This is a genomic window from Amycolatopsis sp. lyj-346 (assembly GCF_046548975.1).
Lineage (GTDB): Bacteria > Actinomycetota > Actinomycetes > Mycobacteriales > Pseudonocardiaceae > Amycolatopsis.
Genome location: NZ_JAJPWT010000018.1, coordinates 119239 through 137765 on the forward strand (window position 1 = coordinate 119239; position 18527 = coordinate 137765).

At 69.4% G+C, this 18527-nt stretch carries 20 protein-coding genes and 1 pseudogene; 16 read left to right on the plus strand and 5 right to left on the minus strand.

Annotated elements, in window-relative coordinates:
- Positions 1-126 precede the first annotated feature (126 nt).
- Genes ACLJQE_RS37350 through ACLJQE_RS37375 form a run of 6 tightly spaced genes read left to right on the plus strand, consistent with a single transcriptional unit; the run spans position 127 to position 5556 of the window.
- Positions 127-1149, plus strand: a complete 1023-nt coding sequence (locus tag ACLJQE_RS37350) for a Gfo/Idh/MocA family protein (RefSeq protein ID WP_410644299.1) — start codon at positions 127-129, stop codon at positions 1147-1149.
- Positions 1139-1993 carry a sugar phosphate isomerase/epimerase family protein gene (locus ACLJQE_RS37355; RefSeq protein WP_410644300.1) on the plus strand — a complete coding sequence of 285 codons (855 nt, stop codon included), beginning with the start codon at positions 1139-1141 and terminating at the stop codon, positions 1991-1993. Before ACLJQE_RS37350 ends, ACLJQE_RS37355 begins: the two co-directional genes overlap by 11 nt.
- Complete coding sequence (locus ACLJQE_RS37360) at positions 1990-3222, plus strand: M20/M25/M40 family metallo-hydrolase (RefSeq protein WP_410644301.1); 1233 nt, start codon at positions 1990-1992, stop codon at positions 3220-3222. Before ACLJQE_RS37355 ends, ACLJQE_RS37360 begins: the two co-directional genes overlap by 4 nt.
- A complete protein-coding gene (locus ACLJQE_RS37365; RefSeq protein WP_410644302.1) occupies positions 3222-4268 on the plus strand; it encodes an Ldh family oxidoreductase in 1047 nt (348 codons plus the stop codon). Before ACLJQE_RS37360 ends, ACLJQE_RS37365 begins: the two co-directional genes overlap by 1 nt.
- Positions 4265-5152: a Gfo/Idh/MocA family protein gene (locus tag ACLJQE_RS37370; RefSeq protein ID WP_410644303.1), complete on the plus strand. Its 888-nt coding sequence runs from the start codon at positions 4265-4267 to the stop codon at positions 5150-5152. The genes ACLJQE_RS37365 and ACLJQE_RS37370 overlap by 4 nt, the downstream gene beginning before the upstream one ends.
- The gene (locus ACLJQE_RS37375) at positions 5149-5556 is read left to right on the plus strand and encodes a DUF6917 domain-containing protein (RefSeq protein WP_410644304.1); all 408 of its coding nucleotides are present in this window, start codon (positions 5149-5151) and stop codon (positions 5554-5556) included. Before ACLJQE_RS37370 ends, ACLJQE_RS37375 begins: the two co-directional genes overlap by 4 nt.
- A gap of 63 nt (positions 5557-5619) precedes the next feature.
- Here the strand turns inward: ACLJQE_RS37375 and ACLJQE_RS37380 are convergent, their stop codons facing one another.
- The 3 genes from ACLJQE_RS37380 to ACLJQE_RS37390 all read right to left on the minus strand — a co-directional run bounded on the left by ACLJQE_RS37380 (position 5620) and on the right by ACLJQE_RS37390 (position 7824).
- Complete coding sequence (locus tag ACLJQE_RS37380; RefSeq protein WP_410644305.1) at positions 5620-6153, minus strand: EF-hand domain-containing protein; 534 nt, start codon at positions 6151-6153, stop codon at positions 5620-5622.
- Between the two features lie 69 nt (positions 6154-6222).
- A complete protein-coding gene (locus ACLJQE_RS37385) occupies positions 6223-7470 on the minus strand; it encodes a nucleotide sugar dehydrogenase (RefSeq protein WP_410644306.1) in 1248 nt (415 codons plus the stop codon).
- A 45-nt stretch (positions 7471-7515) separates the two neighbouring features.
- Positions 7516-7824, minus strand: a complete 309-nt coding sequence (locus ACLJQE_RS37390) for a hypothetical protein (RefSeq protein ID WP_410644307.1) — start codon at positions 7822-7824, stop codon at positions 7516-7518.
- A 575-nt stretch (positions 7825-8399) separates the two neighbouring features.
- Between ACLJQE_RS37390 and ACLJQE_RS37395 the strand changes: the two are divergent.
- Positions 8400-8897, plus strand: a pseudogene (locus tag ACLJQE_RS37395) (transposase); the annotation flags it as partial.
- Positions 8898-9114: 217 nt separating this feature from the next.
- Here the strand turns inward: ACLJQE_RS37395 and ACLJQE_RS37400 are convergent.
- Positions 9115-9471 carry a MerR family transcriptional regulator gene (locus ACLJQE_RS37400; RefSeq protein ID WP_410644309.1) on the minus strand — a complete coding sequence of 119 codons (357 nt, stop codon included), beginning with the start codon at positions 9469-9471 and terminating at the stop codon, positions 9115-9117.
- A 64-nt stretch (positions 9472-9535) separates the two neighbouring features.
- Here ACLJQE_RS37400 and ACLJQE_RS37405 point away from each other — a divergent pair, with 64 nt between their 5' ends.
- The 6 genes from ACLJQE_RS37405 to ACLJQE_RS37430 all read left to right on the plus strand — a co-directional run bounded on the left by ACLJQE_RS37405 (position 9536) and on the right by ACLJQE_RS37430 (position 15510).
- A complete protein-coding gene (locus tag ACLJQE_RS37405; RefSeq protein WP_410644310.1) occupies positions 9536-9844 on the plus strand; it encodes a putative quinol monooxygenase in 309 nt (102 codons plus the stop codon).
- 1426 nt (positions 9845-11270) lie between these two features.
- Positions 11271-11591 (plus strand): lactococcin 972 family bacteriocin, encoded by a 321-nt coding sequence (locus ACLJQE_RS37410; protein ID WP_410644311.1) that lies wholly within the window; start codon positions 11271-11273, stop codon positions 11589-11591.
- Between the two features lie 187 nt (positions 11592-11778).
- Complete coding sequence (locus ACLJQE_RS37415) at positions 11779-12729, plus strand: hypothetical protein (RefSeq protein ID WP_410644312.1); 951 nt, start codon at positions 11779-11781, stop codon at positions 12727-12729.
- A 47-nt stretch (positions 12730-12776) separates the two neighbouring features.
- The gene (locus ACLJQE_RS37420; RefSeq protein WP_410644313.1) at positions 12777-14054 is read left to right on the plus strand and encodes a hypothetical protein; all 1278 of its coding nucleotides are present in this window, start codon (positions 12777-12779) and stop codon (positions 14052-14054) included.
- Entirely contained in the window at positions 14051-14719 is a 669-nt protein-coding gene (locus ACLJQE_RS37425) for an ABC transporter ATP-binding protein (RefSeq protein ID WP_410644314.1), read from the plus strand. Before ACLJQE_RS37420 ends, ACLJQE_RS37425 begins: the two co-directional genes overlap by 4 nt.
- A gap of 497 nt (positions 14720-15216) precedes the next feature.
- The gene (locus tag ACLJQE_RS37430) at positions 15217-15510 is read left to right on the plus strand and encodes a hypothetical protein (RefSeq protein ID WP_410644315.1); all 294 of its coding nucleotides are present in this window, start codon (positions 15217-15219) and stop codon (positions 15508-15510) included.
- A 209-nt stretch (positions 15511-15719) separates the two neighbouring features.
- On the opposite strand, the gene ACLJQE_RS37435 is transcribed toward ACLJQE_RS37430, so the two are convergent.
- Positions 15720-15890, minus strand: a complete 171-nt coding sequence (locus tag ACLJQE_RS37435; RefSeq protein WP_410644316.1) for a hypothetical protein — start codon at positions 15888-15890, stop codon at positions 15720-15722.
- Positions 15891-15951: 61 nt separating this feature from the next.
- On the opposite strand from ACLJQE_RS37435, the gene ACLJQE_RS37440 reads away from it, so the two are divergent.
- The 3 genes from ACLJQE_RS37440 to ACLJQE_RS37450 all read left to right on the plus strand — a co-directional run bounded on the left by ACLJQE_RS37440 (position 15952) and on the right by ACLJQE_RS37450 (position 18515).
- Entirely contained in the window at positions 15952-16875 is a 924-nt protein-coding gene (locus ACLJQE_RS37440; protein WP_410644317.1) for an acyltransferase family protein, read from the plus strand.
- 4 nt (positions 16876-16879) lie between these two features.
- On the plus strand, positions 16880-17356 hold the full coding sequence (locus tag ACLJQE_RS37445; protein WP_410644318.1) for a hypothetical protein: 477 nt from the start codon (positions 16880-16882) through the stop codon (positions 17354-17356).
- 115 nt (positions 17357-17471) lie between these two features.
- Positions 17472-18515 carry a fatty acid desaturase family protein gene (locus ACLJQE_RS37450; protein ID WP_410644319.1) on the plus strand — a complete coding sequence of 348 codons (1044 nt, stop codon included), beginning with the start codon at positions 17472-17474 and terminating at the stop codon, positions 18513-18515.
- The last annotated feature ends 12 nt before the right edge of the window (positions 18516-18527 follow it).

Here is an 18527-nt window from a genome sequence, read left to right on the forward strand (position 1 = left end):
CTTGGTCAACTGTGAGGATGGAGTGTTGACAAGTGTCGCTCGAATCGTGAAATCTCGCGCTTGTTCGAATCGAATCGCCTTTCGGGGGCGGTGGCCTATTTCATCCACAATGGACGGAGATAAGTGGTGCGAACACTCCTGGTCGGGCTCGGACGAGCCGGCGCGCAACTGCACCTCCCGGTGCTCGCGGGCGCTCGTGTCGCCGCGCCGCAGTTTTTCGACGACGAGCCGGTCGTGGGCTGCGACCCGTGGCGGACGCCGTCCGAGCGACCGGGGCTGATCGTGCGGGAGAGCCTGGAAGCCGCCGCGGCGGAGGTGGACCCGGCGCGGACCGTGGCGCACGTGTGCACGCCGCCGGAAAGCCGTTCCGAGGTGATCGCCGCGCTCGCACGACGGGGGTTCCGGCGGTTGGTGGTCGAGAAGCCGCTGGCCATCGACACCGACGAGCTGTCCCGGGTGATCGAGCTGCGCCGGCAACACGGACTGCGGATCGCCGTCGTCGAGCCGTGGCTGACCAGTTCGCTGACCGCGCGGCTGACGGCGCTGGGCCGGGACGGGCGTCTGGGCGAGCCGCGCTCGATCACGCTCGTGCAGAACAAGCCGCGGTTCCGCCGCTCGCTGACCACGACGTCGCACCGGACGGCGTTCGACGTGGAGCTGCCGCACGGCGTGGGCCTGGCGCTGCGCCTGGCCGGCAACGCCCGGGTCACCCACGCCTCCGGCACCGACCTGGTGGTGGGCCGGACCCGGGTGCCCCGCATGGGCGGTGCCCGGGTGGGGCTGCGGCACACCAACGGCACGCGCACGGAGATCGAGTCGGATTTGACGTCCCCGGTCCGGGAACGGCGCGTCGTGCTGCGGTTCGAACGCGGTACGGCGGTCGGGCACTACGCGGTCAGTTCCGACGACCCCTACTCCCAGCTGACCGTGACGACGGATGGGCGGCACGAGCACCAGGTGCTGCGCGACGACTCGCTCACCGAGTGGATGGCCTATGCCTACCGGTTGTTCCAGGGCGGCCGCGACCAGCACGCGAAGAGCTTCTCTGTCGCCTGCGACGTGGCGAGGCTGCTGTCGGTGGCCAAGAACATCAGTGCCGAGCCGGTGGTCCCGGCAGCCCGCGCGCCGGAGGCCGTCAGTGCGGTCTGAGGCCGCGGCGACCGCGCCTCCGCGGCACGCCGGCGACGCCGTCCTGGCCGGGATCACCGACGAGGCGGCCCCGGACTTGGCCGGCCAGCTGGCCGTTCTCGCCGAGCTGGGCTGGTCGGCCGTCGAACTGCGCACCGTCGACGGGCTGGCCGTCGCCGACCTGGAGGATCGGCACTTCGCCCGGGTGGCCTCGACGCTGGCCGACCGCGGTGTGCGAGTGGTGTGCGTGGCGTCGCGGATCGGCGGCTGGGCCCGGCCGGTCACCGCGCCGTTCGAGGACGACCTGACGGAACTGGCCGTGCTGGCCCGGCGGTGCGCCGTCCTGGGCACCCGGTACGTGCGGATCATGTCCTACCCCAACGACGACCTGGACGAGTCCCGCTGGCGCGCGCGGGTGCTCGACCGCGTCGTGGCGCTCGCCCGGGCCGCAGAGGCTGCCGGTGTCGTGCTGCTGCACGAGAACTGCTCGGGGTGGGCGGCCTCGGACGCCGACCGGATGCTGGAGCTGCTGGACGCGGTGAACGGCTCCTCGCTGCGGCTGCTGTTCGACACGGGAAATCCTGTCGCCCACGGCTACGACGGCTACGCGGTGTTGCGGCGCATCGCGCCGCACGTGGCGCACGTGCACGTCAAAGACGCCCGGGGCGCCACGTTCGTCGATCCCGGCACGGGGGAGGCGCGCGTGCGCGACTGCGTGCGATTGCTGCGCTCGGCCGGCTACGCCGGGGCGTGGTCGCTGGAGCCGCACGTGGCGCTCCAGCCGCACCGCTCGGGCCGGCGGGCCGAGGGCGCGGCGGAGGCGTTCGTGCGGGCGGGACGGGCGCTGGCCGGGCTGCTGCGGTGATCGCCCCGGACCGCGATCTGCTGCTGGAGCTGCTGCGCACACCCACCGCGGGTCCGTTGGAAACCGATGGCGAGGTGCGGCTGTGGGACGCCGTGCACGCCTACGCCGAGGCCGCGCACGTGTTCGGCATGCACACCGCGCACCTCGGGCCCGCGTCGCCGGAAGCGGTCCGGCGCGCGGATGTCCCCGCCGTCGTGCGCGAGGCGGTGCGGCGCGATCCCGGCTTCCTGGAGTGCCAGCCGAGCCTGGTGCTGCGGCTGGGCCACGCCGAGCCGGCCGTGATGTTCAACGTGCACCTGGACACGGTCGCGCCGGTCGAGCCGGTGGGGTTCGACGGCCGCCGGTTCCACGGCCGGGGCGCGATCGACGCCAAGGGGCCCGCCGTGGCGTTGCTGGCGGGCCTGCGGGAGGCGGCGCGCGATCCGGCGGTCGGCCGCGACGTCAGCGTGCTCGTGCAGGCCGTCTCCGGCGAGGAGGGCGGCGCGATGGGTGTCTTCGGCACCCGGCCGCTGGTGGAGGCCGGGTTCCACGGTGCGCTCAACGTGTTCTGCGAGCCCACCGGCCTGCGCTGCCTGCCGCGCTGCACCGCTGCCATGACCGCGGCCGTCGTCGTGCGCGGCGAGGACGCGATCGACGACGAGCCGCACGCCGGGCACAACGCGACGGTGCTGCTCGGGTTCCTCGCCCAGCACCTCGCGACCGCGCTCGCGGGACGCGTCGCGGACGGCCGGGTCTGCGTGGCGGGTCTGCACACGGGGCGGCTGCACAACCGCGTGTACGGCTCGGGGGAGCTGCTGCTGAACCTGTCCTACGGAAGCGCCGAGTCGGCCGCGGTCCTGACCGCGGCGCTGGAGGAAGGGCTACGGGACGGCCTGGCGGAGTTCACCCGGCGCTTCCGCGACACCCAGCCGTTCCGCCGCACCGCCGTCGACGCGCCCGCAATCACGGCGCTGGAGTGGCGCAAACGCGGCCTGCCCGCGCTGCGCGACCACGACGTCCCGGACCTGGACGGGATCGCGGCGCCCTGGCCGGCCGGCGAGCCCGGGTTCACCTGTGACGCGATCTGGCTGGCCGACGTGCCCGGGACCCGCACCGCCGTGCTGGGACCGGGATCGCTGGAAACCAACAACGCCCACGCGCGCGGCGAACACGCCCACGTCGAGGAACTGGACCGGTTCTCGGCGGTGGTGTGCGAACTGGTCACGCGCTTCGCCCGCAACGGAGGATGATGAACGTCGTCGTGCCCTACCCCACGCTGGTGTCGACCGTGGCGGGGGTGTTCAGCGGCCGCGGCGTCCCGCCCGACCGCGCCGGTACCGCGGCCCGGGCGCTCGTGCACGGGGACCTCACCGGCGTCACCTCGCACGGCTTGGTCAACCTCACCCGGCTGTACTTGCCGCTGCTGGCGTCCGGTCGCGCCGATCCGGCGGCTGACATGGAGGTGCTCACCGATCTGGGAGCGTGCGTGCTGGCCGACGCCCACCGCACCCTCGGCCTGTGGTCGGCGTCCCAGGCGATGGACCTCGCCGTGTCGCGCGCCGGGCGGTACGGCGTCGGCGTGGTGTCCTTGCGCGGCGCCACGCACATCGGGTGCGCGGGGTTCCACGCCGCCCGCGCCGCCGAACTGGGCGTGATCGGCCTGGTCACGTCCAACTGCGGCGGCCAGGCCATCGCCCGGCCACCGGACGGCCTGGCGAAGGCGCTGGGCACCAACCCCTTGGCGCTGGCCTGCCCCGCGGGCGACCGGCACCCGTTCGTGCTGGACATGTCCACGACCGTGGTGCCCACCGGCCGGGTCCGGGCCGCGGCGCGGGCGGCCGAGCCGATCCCCGCCGGGTGGCTGGCCGCCGACGACGGCACGCCGGTCACCGACCCGGCCGCCTACGACCGGGGCGAGGGCCACCTGCTGTGGCTGGGCAGCGCCCCGCAAACCGGTGCCTACAAGGGTTTCGGGCTGGGACTGCTGGTGGAGGCGCTGTCGGCACTGGTGTCCGGTGCCGCCCTGGGCCCGGTACGGGCCGGGGACACCGACGACGACATCGGCGTCATGGCGCTGGCCATCGCGCCCGCGCGGCTGCGGACGGGTTTCGCCGACGACGCCGACGGGTTGTTCTCTGCGCTCCTGGGCTGCCCGCCGGCCGACCCACGCCGTCCAGTCGTCTATCCGGGCTGGCATGAAGGTGAACGCGCGGCGTGGCGGCGGGAGCACGGCGTGCCGCTGCCCGCCGACCTGTACGAGGAGCTGCGCGCGTCGACCCTGCGGGTCGCGGGGTGATCCGGCTGGGAGTAGTCGGACTCGGCGTCATCTCCCGCTTCTACCTGGCCGCGATCGACCGGCTGGCCGGATTCGCACTGGCCGCCGTGTGCGATCCGCGCCCCGAGGCCCGCGCAGGACATGTGGTCCCGGCGTTTTCCGGACACCGGGCGATGCTGGCCGCCGGCCTGGTGGACGCCGTGGTGGTGACCGCGCCGAACGACGCGCACGCGGCGATCTGCCGCGACGCGGTCGACGCGGGGCTGCCGGTGTGCGTGGAGAAGCCGCTGGACATCGATCTGCCGCGCGGCCGCGAGTTGGCGGCGGCGGCCCGCGCGCGTGATGTCGCGCTGTTCACCGCTTTCCACCGGCGGTACAACGACAACGTCCTCGCCTTGCTGGCCGAAGTGGACGGAAGGCCGCTGGAGTCGGTGACCGTGCGGTACTTCGAACGCATCGAGGAGCACGTCGGCACCGACCGCTGGTACCTCGACGCCGCCCGGTCCGGCGGTGGTTGCGTGGCCGACAACGGCCCCAACGCGCTCGACGTGGCGCGACTGCTCGCCGGTCCACTGCGGCTGTGCGAAGCGCTCGTCGGCCGGGACGCGGCCGGAGTCGACCGGCACGCCGTGCTCACGGCGCGGGGGACGGCACCGGTGCGGGTGGAGCTGGACTGGTCCTACCCGGGCGAGGTGAAGGACGTGACCGCGCGGCTCACCGACGGCCGTGAGCTGCACGCCGACATGCTCGCCGGACACGACGGGTTCAAGGGCTCGCTGTGGCACGAGTACGAGGGCGTGCTCCGGGATTTCGCGCGTGCCGTGGCCGCCGGCGGCGCGTGGGCCGACGGTGGCTTGGCCGCCTTGGCCTTGGTGGACGAGGCGTACCGAAGGGAGAACACGTGATCGAGGACGGGCCGAAGCGCTCCGTGCACAGCCGGGTGGTCAAGGTGCTCGTGCATCGCCGCGACGACCGCGGCATGCACCTGGAGCCGTTCGCCAGCCGCTGCGTCCGGCAGGGCGAGGTGCACGAACTCGTCACCACCGACCACCCGGTGACCGCGGAGCGGATCGACCGGGTGGGGTTCCTGGGCTTCGTGGAGATCGCCGACGCCGGGGTGATCGACCGCGGCGACGAGGTGTGGGTGGAAGGCGAGCTGATCGGCACCGTGCTGGGGTTCGACGCGTGCCACCACCCCAACCACTACAACATCCTCATCTCCACGCCGCGGCCGCACACCGGGCCCGAGGTCGGGATGCATCCCGAACGCACGGTCCGGTTCAGCCGGCCCGCGGGCGTCGCGCACTGACCGCACCCACGACGGCCGGGCCCCGGAGCATCTCTCCGGGGCCCGGCCGTCGTGGGTGAACCGTCAGCCGAGCAGCGGCACGTCCAGCGTGCCGAAGTGGTAGGCCTTCACCGCCGCGACCAGTTCGTCCACGGTCAGCGAGCCGCTGCCGTTGGTGTCGATGAGGCGGAACGACTCCTCGGCCTTCGCCCGGCTCACCCCGGCCGCGCCCAGCCACTTGGCGAACTCGTCCGGGTTGACCTCGCCGTCGCCGTCGGTGTCGCACACGTTGAGGATCGCCTGGATCATCGGCCGTACCACGCGCCCGAACCCGGCGTCACCACCCTTGAACACCTCCGCCTCGATGACCTCGATGAACTGTCGGCGGTCCAGCGCGCCGTTGCGGCCGACCCCGGCCCGCTCGGCCAAGTACTCGAAGGTGCTGGTGAACGACTCCAGCAGCGCACGGCCCTGCGGGGTGGACGGCGACTCGCCGAACGCCTCGAGGATCCGGCGGGCTTCCGCCTCGAGGTCCGACCGCTCGATGCGGCCGTTGCCGTTGCGGTCCCACTTGTCGAAGCGGAGTTCCAGGCGCTCGTTCTTGACAGCAGTGGTCATTTTCTGCGTACTCCTTCAGCATGCGGACGGTGTCATGACCGCGGCCGGGTTCCACGCCGGTCGCGGGTACTACAAGCGGTGGACCTCCTCCCCAGGTACGCGACCCGTGACGTCGAGCAGGAGCCGGGCGTTCTTGGCCAGACGGCTCAGGTCGTAGCCGCCGTGCCCGACGAGCAGGACGGTCACGTCCGCGTCGCGCAGGGCGGAGTCCAGATCGGACACCGGTGGCCCGAGTTCGGGCACGGAGCCGGTCACCGGATCGTGGTAGCGGACGTGTGCGCCGAGCGTGGTCAGTTCGGCCGCGACCCGCAGCGTCGCCGACTCGCGCGTGTCCGGCACCCCGGCCTTGTACGCCACGCCGAGGAGCAGCACCGTGGATCCGGCGAGTTCGAGGCCCGCCCCGGCGAGCAACCGGGCCGTCCGCTGCACCAGATAGGACGGCATGGACGAGTTCACCTCGTGCGCCGCCTCGACGACGCCCAATCGACCTCCGGCGCGACGCGCCTTGTCCAGCAGGTAGTGCGGATCGACCGGGATGCAGTGCCCGCCCACACCCGGGCCGGGCGTGAACGAGGCGAACCCGAACGGCTTGGTGCCCGCGCAGTGCAGCACGTCCCAAACGTCCAGGCCGAGCTGGTCGCAGAACACCGCGATCTCGTTGACCAGTGCGATGTTCACGTACCGGTAGGTGTTCTCCAGCAGCTTCGCCATCTCGGCTTCGCGCGTGCCGCGTGCCACGACCACGGTGTCCACGAAGCGGCTGTAGAACGCGACGCCCTGCTTGGCGCACAGCGGCGTGTGCCCGCCGACGATCTTGGGGGTGTTGCGGATGCCATACCGCTGGTTGCCGGGGTCGACCCGTTCCGGCGAGTACGCGAGGGAGAAGTCTTCCCCTGCCACAAGACCGCGGCGCTCCAGGATGGGCCGCACCACCTCGTCGGTGGTGCCGGGGAAGCTGGTGGACTCCAGCACCACCAGCGTACCCGGACGCAGGTGGTCGGACACTGCGGTCGCCGCATCGCGCACTGCCGACAGGTCCGGATCGCCGTCCGGCCCGAGACCGGTGGGCACGCAGATCACCACCGTCTCCGCCCCCGCGATCACGGACGGATCGCCGGTCACCGTGAACCCGTTGGCGCGCAACGCCCGCAGTTCCGCGCTGCGCACGTCGGGCACATGGGGCCGTCCCCGTGCCACCTGCTTCCGCACCGCCGGAGACGTGTCGTAGCCCACCACCGACAGGCCGGCAGTGGCGGCGGCGACCGCGAGCGGCAGGCCAACGTATCCGACTCCAACGACGACGAGATCGACCGACACATGCATCCTTTCAGTGCGAACGGAATGTGTGAGCACGGTTGCCGATCAGACCCGGAAGCTCGCTGCGGCCGGGGGGACGTGCGATCCCCAACTCGCCTTGACGGTGAGGATGGGCACACCGAAACACTCGGGAGTTCCGTAAACCACTACCGGCCGGTCGGTGCGGTTGGCGAGCACGTGCGCTCCCTCGGGCAGCGCGTAGCAGCCCCGGGGGTTCTCGTGGACGTCCAGCGGGACGACTTCGGCGGTGAAGACCACGACTTCGCCCGTCGCGGCACCGGCCGCGGGGCTGGCCGACATCAGCAGGGCAGTGGCCGTTAACGTGCTCAAAAGGACTGCCATGAACCGCTTCATCTTTCCTCCATGAGGGAAGTCCGCCTCGTCATCCGTGAAACTAACAGCCCATATTCGGGAGAACCAATCTCGATCGGAATCCCACTCGTGCAGGTTGCGGCGCGGCGTGGTCGTTCAGTCGAATGGCCGCGCACTGTTCTTGCCTGAGTACGCGACCTGCTTGTGAAAATCCGTGTGGTTCACGACGTCGAGTGACCGGTGATGCGGCGCAGTGATGCAGAGTGAGCACGGACAACCTCGTCCGAAGTCGCCCTGATAGGGCCGCCTGGTGACAGCGGTAAGACGGCCGTACTCCGAGTTTCGTCGAACAGCACTCGACGCCATTGGGGCGGGTGGTGGTGATCTGGTAGCAGGTTTCCTCGCTGAGGGACCGCTCGCCGGAAAACCGACCAGCGCCCAGCCGGGCGGCGTCTTGGCACGCCTCGGCTTCCTCCCAGGTAGGCGCGCGCCGGTTCCGCGTCGTGATCTACAAGCATATCTTTGATGCTGGAGTTCGCTGAAATCCCGTTCGTGGACAAGAAGACGGCGAAGCTGATGCGGAAGGACGCAGCTTAGAGCCGAGTGCGCCGTAGAGGGAGGTTCGGCTTCGCCGCCGGCCTCCCTCTACGGGCAGCGCTGCCTGGACTGGCCGAAGCTTGGCCTCGGCGGACGGGATGCGGCGGCTGCTGCGCCGGGCGGACTGGGACATCGACGGCGTCCGTGACGACCTGCGGGACTACGTATCGAGCATCTCGGCGAGCGGGGTGTAGCGGCAGTACTCCGGAACTGCCGGGCGGATCGAGAACTGCCAGATCGGGACCTTCCTCGCCTATGCCGGCAGTCGCGGGCATGCGCTGATCGACCGGGAGCTGTATCTGCCGGAGCCGTGGATCGCCGACCAGGACCGGTGCCGGCGGGCGGGGATCCCGGAGGGCACCGAGTACGAGACCAAGCCGCGCCAAGCCATGGCGATGCTGGCGCGGGCGTTCGCGGCGAAGGTGCCGTTCGCCTGGGTTACTGCTGATGAGGCCTATGGGCAGGTCAAGTACCTGCGGTTTTGGCTGGAAGCCCACGACGCCGCGCACGTGCTGGCTATGGACCTCGCCGTTCGAGCCTGCTGGATCTGGCCTGGATCGCCGGGTTCACGCTACCGGAGATCCGGCGCCTGCTCACCAAACTCGTCCTGCGTGTCGCCGACGCTGCCGACCACGTCTGGTCATGGTCCCGTTGGCGTCGCCGACGACAACACCAAGCCCGCCTCAGCCACTACAAACACCGCGGCTACCCACTCAACCAACTGCCGTTGCAGTACTAGCGCTGACCAGCCCCGATGGAAGCGTCGAGGATCTCACCCAGTGCAAGGCGGGCCTGGGTGAGATCAGCGATGCGGGAGTCCAGCCCTGCCAACTGGTTTCTGAGGTGGTCGAAGACGCACGCCTGAAGCTCGGTGCCGTCGCCGACGAAACAGGGCATGAGCTCCTGGATGACCCGGGTGGGCAGTCCGGTGGCGAGCAGGATGCGGATGCGGGCGACGGTGCCGGGAGCCTCGGGACCGTAGTGGCGGTGGCCGCCGTTGCTGCGACGGGAGGTGAGCAACCCTTGCGCCTCGTAGTAGCGAAGCAAGCGTGCTGCCACGCCTGTCGCGCGGGACAGCTCCCCGATCTTCATGTGACTCACCCCACAGCGATGCGACTTGAATCTGACACTGATGGCACGTCCTAGCGTCGATCACATGCCGACAGCACAAACACCCGTTGCCCTCTACGGATTCCTGACCCCTCAGTCCGGCCACACCGATGAGCTCAGGAAGCTCCTCGTGGACCTCGTAGAGCCGTCGCGCGGACACGAGGGCAGCCTCCAGTACCACCTCCACGAGCAGGAGGACGGCCGCTTCTTCCTGTACGAGATCTGGCGTTCCCAGGAGGACCTCGACCGGCACAACGCGACCGCGCTACTGCGCGCGTTCATGGACGAGCTGCCCAAGCACCTTGACGGCACGCCCGAGGCCTACTTCGGCACGCTGAGGAGCCCCGTGACATGAGGACTGGCGCGTGAGGCCCTGGCGGTTGACAACAGGGCGGGTGGTCGCCTGTGGGCAACCACCCGCCCTGTGGACAACTACCCCGTGATCCACGAGGGTAGAGAGCCATCCACAACTGCTCGACCCGTTGCGGGTCAACATCGTTGGTGGAAGGAACACTGGCCCGTAGACGGCGTTGGCGGCCAGCGCGGTCGTGACGGCGAACGCCGTCACGTCGTCGATGAATTCGCCGCGGCCGGCCTGGATGGTGGCGTGGGCGACGATCCGGTTGGCCTCGTCCCCGCGCCGTGCCATCAGCGGCACAACCCGGCGGGCGAACCGGCCGATGCCGGTCGGCAGGGGTTCGCCGGGCTGGGCGAAGGACAGGCTCCAGGTCGGGGTCGGGGCGTCTCCGCCCTCGACGGTGGCTATTGCGAGGTTGAATCGTGGGGAGGGCGAGGTTCGCCGGGAACAGGCTTTGACCGCCGGGGTCGTTGCCCAGGTCCCGCCAGGCGCTGTCGAGTGTGCTGGTAGTGGGCCAGGGCGTCGGCCTGGCGGCCGGCACGTACAGCGCGAGCATCACCTGCCCGGCCGCGCGCTCGTCCAGCGGCTCGGCCTCGGCCCGTGTGATCGGCTCCGGCAGCACCTGCCGATCTCGGCCGCAGGCCGGCGCCAGTCGATCCGGTCGGTCTCGGCGGCGGTGCGTTCCCGGCGTACAGCTCCCCGGCGCAACCCAAACGTGCCCGGCCGATCCGGGGCAAGCAGTCCCGCCGGATCCGGGACGCTGAGACGAGATCACGGCGCTGACCAGCAGGAACGCGGGTGCCTGGGACAGCCGGGAGCATCGTCGGTTCTTCGGGCGCGGCCGATGTTTTCCCCCGGCGGAAAAGGGATGGTCCGGTCCGCGGTGCTTCCGGAACCTTGGGGGACGTCGCGAAGGGAACGCGGCGAGTGAAACGAGGGAGGAAACAGCATGGGTACCAAGATGCGAATGGCGGCGGGGATCGCCGGCGTGCTGGGGGCGCTGGGCTTTCCGGGCACCGCGGCCGCGGCGGCTCACCTCGCCACAGGCCTGGCCTGCTGACTCGCCGTGGCCCGGATGCTCGGCCGGGGTCCCGGGCTTGTGGCGTCGGTTCAGGGCGTGGTGCTCCGGGTGTGGGTGCCACATGGCCAGGTCTGCCGGCGCTTTCACTGGCATGAAAGTCCCATGAAAGTCCGTCCGTGATTCTCGAATCATGTCAGCCGGCGCTTGGCTGCCGTCGTCCCCGCCCAGCGGGCATGACGGACGACGGTGTCGTTGCCGGCAACCTTCGGATACGAAAGGCGAGGAATATCGGCTGATCCGCTGGGTGGGATCAGATTACGTGCGCCCCGTGCAGGGAGTGTGCAAACAAGGAGAATGGGGTTGAAAGTGTCAATTGTTTTCACGTCTGGGAAAGCTGCGAAGGTGGCGTCGGTCGCATCGTTCGCACTGCTCATGTCCATGGGAGTCGTCTCGACCGCGCAGGCCGCTCCGAGCCGGCCGGCGTCCGTGTCAGCCGATTGCGAACGAGCCGGTGGCGGCGACTGGTGCCACGGCTCCGGGATCAGCGGCCTCAAGAAGTCGTGCCATTCCAACTACAATCACCCGAACAACTACCACAGCTCGACCGCGGCCCTTGGAGCTGCGAACGACAAGAGGTACGCCAACGCCGGTTCCTGGTCCAAGGCCTATGTCACGAACGGCTTCAAATGGACCTGCAACACCTGGTACGACTCGAGCGCGTGATTCTGTCCTGACGCACAGGGAATGATCGCGTGAAGCGGGTGCCGGGTTCGGCGATCGCCGGATCCGGCACCCGCGTTTCCGTCGACGGAGGGAAACCCGATCCAATTTGTTCGGCAGTGCGCGTCGGTCCGCTCGACGAGAGTGATCACAGATGAGACTGACTTTGTGCCTCCTCTTCGCGGGAGTCATGCTCGCCATCCCGGTGGTGGTTCTCCTGGACAAGGTCCTCGAGCGGGAATCGGAAGGCGAAACCGCCGCGGATCGCATCGGAGTTGCGTTCGTCTGGCCCGAGAGTCCACGGGCCGGGGATCCCGGCGTGGCGTTGCGCATTCTCACCGAGGCGGCCACGGTGACCCACTCCGCCGTCCTGCGCACCGTCGTGAACACGTCCTCCTCGGACCGGAAACGCATCACGCATTACGTTCTTCTCGGTCAGGACCGGACGGCCCTGACCGACGAATTCACGTTGAGTGAGGGGCGCTGGCTGACTGCGGCCGAATCGCGCGGCGGTCCGGTGACCGTTTCCTCGGCGCGCGCCGAGGAAGCGGGCAACGTGGGTGTGCCGTCGGTCCTCGGCGACCGGTACGACCTCACGTTCGCACCACTGCTCCGGGCCTTCGACGCCTTGCCGGCCGCCGGCCGGTACGTGGTCGAGGCCCCCGACCGCGCCGCCACGGACCGCTTCCTCACCATCGTCCACCAGCGGCTGGCCGAGGCGGGGGTCGCCGGCCTGACGACCGCGGACCTGATGCCGGATCCGGGCCGATCACCGGCCGAAAACCGGGCGAGCCTGGAAACCCTGACGGCCCTCCTCGCCGTCGCGGCGACCTTGATCATCCTCTTCGTCCTCCTGCGTGAGGGGAGGCGAATCGGCGTGCTGCGGTTGCTCGGCCACCCCGCGACGCGTATCTGGTACGAAGTCGTGGGGCGAGTACAGGCCGCATCGATCCTCGTCGGGCTGGTTGCCTGTTCGGCCATCGTCCTCGCCGTTCCCGGCGTCGACCCGTTGTTCCTGCGTTCCCTCGCCGGCACGTTGATCCCGGTGACGGTGGTCGGATGCGCCGCCACGCTGGGTATCGGGCTGATCGTCATCAATCGTGTGCACATCTCGGACCTTGTCAAAGGAAGCCTGCAGTGAACGATCGAACGCGGCACAGCACTCCCCGGAGTCGTTCATCCTCCGGCTTGGCCACCGCGGCGCTCGCGGCCGTGAAAGCCGTGTGCGGGGCGGTGGTGGCTGTCCTGGCCGTCTTGGTGTGGCAGCAATTCGCCGATCTGGAGAATGAGCGGGAACAGATCGCGCCGTGGGAGAAGGTCCAAGGTTATGGCATCTTCTACCCCCGGCTCATCGGGGACGATCAGCAGGAGTTCGAAACCGGGGGCAACGCCTCGTCGGTCGCGGAGGCGCGTGACCTCTATCCCGTACTCGACCGCGCGGGAGCGATCTTCATCGACGCCGCGAACTACGAGCCCAGCGCGCCTCCGGACCCCACGTCACGCTGGCCGGTACCGCCGATCCAGGTGAACACCAATTACCTCAAGCAGTACCCGATCCTGGACGAATCCCGGAAAGTCGTCGACATCAAAGACGACGAACGGGCCTGGGTGGTCGCCGTGCCCGAGCAGTTCAAGGCGCACGAAGCACAGATCAGGAAACTGCTGCAGGAAACGCGCACCGGGGCAGTGGGGATCACCGGCGCGGTTCAGGCGGAAGAGCGGATAACCGGGGAACGACCGCCGGAATGGTTCACCGACCAGCAGGTCCGGATCATCTGGACGGCCTCCGGGCAAAAGGTGTTCAGCTTCGATCCCCGAGTCAATCCCGGGGACGGGAACCTGATCACGGATCCCGTCATCCAGATCATGACGCCGTCGAACAGCCTGACCGTGGACCGGCTCAACTCGATCACCGGCGGGTTGAACACCGGGTTGAAGGTCCGCGTCGACGAAGACCCCGCGGTCGTGCTGAACGGGCTCGCCCCGAAGTTGAAGGAACTCAAGCTCGCCGACAATCTCCAATATCTCGTGAGCGTGCACGAGGCCCTGACCACGCAGGCCAACGACGTTCACAGTGGCATCACCCAGGTCACGGTGTTCGGGGGCGCGGCCTCGTTCGTCATGGTGACGTTGACCGCGACGATCACGATCATCGGCTCCGACCGGCTGCGCAGAAGACTGGTCGTGCGAAGATTCCACGGCGTCGGTTTCGCTCGAACCTACCGGGAACTGCTCCTGACTCTGGGCGGGACCTGGCTCGGGCAAACCTTCCTCGCCGGTCTCGCACTCGTCGTACTGGCGACGAACACTTACTCGATGCCCGGCGATCAAGCGAGCTCGTTCGACCAGGCACCGGCACTGGCGGCCGTGGCCGCCGTGACTTTGGTGGTCGAGGCTCTTGTCGTCGTCGTGACCGTACTCACCGTGGAGCGCCGAAACGCAAGCAGGCGATTGAAGGAGCTGTGACAGTGGAATTTGCTTGTGAACTCCTGGGAGTCCGGAAAAGCTACGGCGACCGCCCGGTCTTGGAAGATCTCGATCTCCGGATCGGGAAGGGGGAATTCGTCGTCCTCGCCGGCGCGAGCGGAACGGGAAAGTCCACCGTCCTCAACCTCATCGGACTGCTGGACGCTCCGGATACCGGCGAGGTCCGCATCCTCGGCGAAAAAGCCCCGAGGCCGCGGACCCGGGCGGCGAATCTCCAGCGCCGGAATCGGCTGGGGTACCTGTTCCAGAACTTCGCCCTCATCGAAAACGAGTCGGTGGCACACAACCTCCGTGTCGCACTCACCTATGCGGAGCGCGGAACCCCGAAGCGGGAACGTATCGCCCAAGCGCTCGCGCAGGTGGGGATGCCGGGAGCGGAAGATCGGAAAATCTTCTCGTTGTCCGGCGGTGAGCAGCAGCGCGTCGCCGTGGCCCGGCTGTTGCTGAAGCCGTGTGACATCGTCCTGGCCGACGAGCCGACAGGCTCCCTCGACGCAGAGAACCGCGAGGTCGTTCTCGACCTCCTGTGGAAACTCAACGAGTCCGGCAAGACCATCCTCGTCGCGACGCACGATGACGCTGTGGCCGACCGCTGTTCTCGGGTAGTGGACCTTTCCGGGCATCTCACCCGCCAGCCAGCGTGATCGATCTGGATCGGCGAGTTCGGCGATCTCGTCCCGATCCGACCGGGTGCCGGCAAGCGGTCCGCCTGTCTGCGTGGCCACTGGCTCGACCTCGACCTTTGCAACAGGCTCGAGCCCTACAGCCACCGCTACAAACTGCACGCATACTGTGCGAGGTCTGCCGCGCGCAAGAAGGCCTCGATCCCGCTGAACGCCGCCTCGCCGAATGGGCCCATCTCGACGTCGCGACCCAAGTACGCCCCGGAAGCCGCTCCTGACGACGGGTTGGTGCTGGTTCTCCACTAGCCGCTGGCCGGGACGCAAAGCGGCAGGATCGAAGCTCGTCTCGACGGCCGCGAGGTCGCCACGCGACCGCCTCGATCTGCGTGTCCTGCCGGACGGCGATCCTCGACCACGTCCACGTCACCGCCGAGCACGTACCAGGATTTCACCCGGCACGGTGGTCGCCGCACCGTACGGGGTCCGTGTCCTGGTGGCGGAGGCGATGGCGCGCGGAGATGCCCACGGCCGACCCGCCGGAACAGCCGGCGTGCGACTTCTTCCACGTCGACTGCGCGCTCACCCTCAGAAGAATCTACGTGTTCTTCGTGCTGGAGGTCGGCAGCCGCTATGTCCACGTGCTCGGCACGACCACGAACCCGGACGGCAGGTGGACCACACAGCAGATCCGCAACCTCGTGATGGAGCTCGCGATCGAGCCGATGAGTTCAGATTTCCCGTCCGCGACCGGGCTGGCCAGTTCCCGGCCTCCTTCGATGCCGTCCTGGCTGACGTGGGCATCGAGACGGTAAGGGTGACAGACTTATGGAACCCACGCGTGGCCGGGTGACATCCGGTTGTGCACAACGGATTCGGCTGCACAGCGCGGCACTCGTCCGCCGGGAATGGCCGGTCTGGCTCGCGACGCGGTAGACCAGCGTCAGCATCCGGCCGGGCAGCTCGACCTCCGCGGATTCCCGCTCCGGCCCGGCCGCCTAGGGCCGGGAGCGGCTCTCGGCCGTCATCCGTTCGCCTCCGGCCGCGCCGAGTCCGCCGACAGGTGGTTCAGCAGCCAGACGAGTTCCGCGGCGTCGATGATCCCGGCGTCCGCGGCGCGGACCCAGGCATCGGCTGCTCGCCGGGTGAATTCGCGCGTGATGAGGGGTTCGATCGCGGGTTGGACGCTGGTCATCGGCTGCTCCCGGTGGGCGGGTGACGCGTGTTCGGCCACCGGGGTCCGGGGTTGCCGTGACGTGTTGCTCTTCCGAAGCGACGTCTTCTTCGTCTACGGGCTGTTCTTCTTCGACCCCGGGACGACGCTCGTGCTTTGGCTGTCGGTGATGCTGTTGCAGAGCGCGGGCGCCGCGTACGCCTTCCACCTCGACGGCGAGCCGAAGAGCGCGCTGTGGCTGATACCGATGCAGCAGCTGGTTTACCGCCAGCTGATGTACGTGGTCCTCATCCAGTCGCTGGGCGCGGCGGTGTCCGGAATTCTCGTGCACTGGCAACGGATGCACCGCATCGGTGCGCTGCGGGCGACCGTGCGGGCCGGGGCGGCGCCCGCCGAGCCGGTCAAGCCTCGGGTCGCGCCGGCTGCCGAACCCCCGCCGCCGGGGCGCCGTGACCGCTGGCTCGACAGCCTTCGCGCGGTCGCACTGGTGCGGATCGTGCTCTACCACGCCACGGGCTGGGGGTGGCTGAGCCTCGCCTTCCCTTCCATGGGTGTGATGTTCGCGCTCGGCGGTTCCTTCATGGCGAGCTCACTGCGCCGCACACCCGCGGTGGACGTCGTCGGCCACCGCATCCGCCGGCTGTTGCCCCCGCTGTGGCTCTTCGGCCTGGTCGCGGTCGGGCTGATGCTCGCGCACGGCTGGGCCCGCGACACCGGCGACCTCGCCCTGAGCCGGCCGCAGCTGGTGTTCTGGGTGTTCCCGATCCTGGAGCCGCCGGGCAGTCTCTGGGGTGCGGATTTCACGGTGGTGCTGTGGTACCTGCGCGCCTACCTGTGGTTCGTGCTGCTCAGCCCGGTGCTGTTGCTCGCGTTCCGCCGCCGGCCGGTCGTCACCGTGCTCGCCCCGCTGGCCTTCGTCGCGGTGGACGCCGTACTGGGCTCCCCGCTGGCCGATTCGGGGCCGGTCGGCGAGGGCGTGCTGGGTGCTGGGGTTCGCCCACCGTGAAGGCATGCTCAGCCGGATCCGTCCGGCCGTGCTGGCGGGACTGTGCGCCGCCGCGGTGGGGCTGGGCGCCTGGTGGACGGCGGGGCACCCGCTGCCGGACGGGACGTTCGACCTCAACGAGATCCCGCTCGGGCAGGCGTTGATCTCCGCCGCCGCGATCCTCGTGTTCCTGCGGGTGTCGCCCGAGCTCGCCTGGCTGGACCGGACGCCGGTGCTCGGCCGGCTGGTGACCCTGCTCAACGCGCGTGCGGTGACGATCTACCTGTGGCACAACGTCGCCATCGACCTGTCCTATCCCGTCGACGCCTGGCTCGGCTGGTCGTCCCAGCCGGTGCAGCTGGCGACCTCGGCGGTCCTCACGGCCGTGGCCGTGCTCGCCTTCGGCTGGGTCGAGGACCTGGCGGCCCGCCGTCCTCCGCAGCTGCTTCCCGGTGCCCGCCGGAAGCCGGTCCTTCCCGCGGTCGTTCCGGTGAACACCTGACGATTCCCGTGTGTCGGCCCTGCCTCGTTTAGCGGGGAACCTGCGGGGGAATCCGGTCGGAGCAGTGAACGAGTGGTCGCCCCGGTCCCCGGCGCCATGACTGGGAAGGGCTTCCATGGTGGTGTCTCCGGAGAGCGTCGGCGTTCGCGCGAAGTCGCGTGACGACTTCAGCGAACTTGTTCGCCTTGTGCGGGGTGAAGGCCTGCTTGACCGTCGTCGCGGTTATTACGCGGTGAAAATCAGTCTCACGCTGCTCGCGCTGGCCGGCGGGTGCGTGGTGTTCGCGCTGCTGGGCGATTCGTGGTGGCAGCTGGCCACCGCGGTGTTCTTCGCGGTGGTGTTCGCCCAGATCGCGTTCCTCGGCCACGACGCCGGGCACAACCAGATCTTCCGGACCGGGCGCGCCAACGACCGCGCCGGCCACGCCTTCGGCGGTCTCATCGGGATGAGCTACGGCTGGTGGATGGGCAAGCACCGCCGCCATCACGCCAATCCCAACCACGAAGGCGACGATCCCGACATCGACATCCCGCTGCTCGCCTTCACCCGCGGGCAGTCGGCCGAGAAGAGCGGGTTCGTGCGCTGGACTTCGAAGCACCAGGCGGCACTGTTCTTCCCGTTGCTGTTGCTGGAAGGGCTGAGCCTGCACTGGGCGGGCATCCAAGCGGTGTGGCGCGGCGAGGTCAAAGCGCGGTGGCTGGAAGCGGCGCTGCTGTTCGCGCACTTCGGCGTCTACTGCGGTGCGGTGTTCGTGGTGTTGTCCCCGCCCGTGGCGGTCGCGTTCATCGCGGTGCACCAGGGGCTGTGGGGCGTCTACCTGGGCTGCTCGTTCGCGCCGGGCCACAAGGGCATGCCCACCTTCACCGACAAGACGCAGCTGGACTTCCTGCGCAAGCAGGTGCTCACCAGCCGCAACGTCCGCGGCGGTCCGTGGGTCGACTTCGCGCTTGGCGGGTTGAACTACCAGATCGAGCACCACCTGTTCCCGAGCATGCCGCGCGCCAACCTGCGCCGCGCGCAGCCCCTCGTGCGCGCGTTCTGCGCCGGCCACGGGATCGACTACGCCCAGTGCGGCCTGCTGAAGACCTACCACTACGTCCTGCAACACCTGCACGACGCGAGCGCACCACTCCGCGCGAAGAGCGCACCCGTCCGGTAGCCGTGAGCTTGC

Coding starts and splice junctions, on each gene's coding strand:
- ACLJQE_RS37365 (WP_410644302.1), top strand. CDS start 3,222: ATGAACGTCGTCGTGCCCTACCCCACGCTGGTGTCGACCGTGGCGGGG.
- ACLJQE_RS37380 (WP_410644305.1), bottom strand. CDS start 6,153: ATGACCACTGCTGTCAAGAACGAGCGCCTGGAACTCCGCTTCGACAAG.
- ACLJQE_RS37390 (WP_410644307.1), bottom strand. CDS start 7,824: ATGAAGCGGTTCATGGCAGTCCTTTTGAGCACGTTAACGGCCACTGCC.
- ACLJQE_RS37400 (WP_410644309.1), bottom strand. CDS start 9,471: ATGAAGATCGGGGAGCTGTCCCGCGCGACAGGCGTGGCAGCACGCTTG.
- ACLJQE_RS37405 (WP_410644310.1), top strand. CDS start 9,536: ATGCCGACAGCACAAACACCCGTTGCCCTCTACGGATTCCTGACCCCT.
- ACLJQE_RS37415 (WP_410644312.1), top strand. CDS start 11,779: ATGCTCGCCATCCCGGTGGTGGTTCTCCTGGACAAGGTCCTCGAGCGG.
- ACLJQE_RS37430 (WP_410644315.1), top strand. CDS start 15,217: ATGCCCACGGCCGACCCGCCGGAACAGCCGGCGTGCGACTTCTTCCAC.
- ACLJQE_RS37435 (WP_410644316.1), bottom strand. CDS start 15,890: ATGACCAGCGTCCAACCCGCGATCGAACCCCTCATCACGCGCGAATTC.
- ACLJQE_RS37445 (WP_410644318.1), top strand. CDS start 16,880: ATGCTCAGCCGGATCCGTCCGGCCGTGCTGGCGGGACTGTGCGCCGCC.
- ACLJQE_RS37450 (WP_410644319.1), top strand. CDS start 17,472: ATGGTGGTGTCTCCGGAGAGCGTCGGCGTTCGCGCGAAGTCGCGTGAC.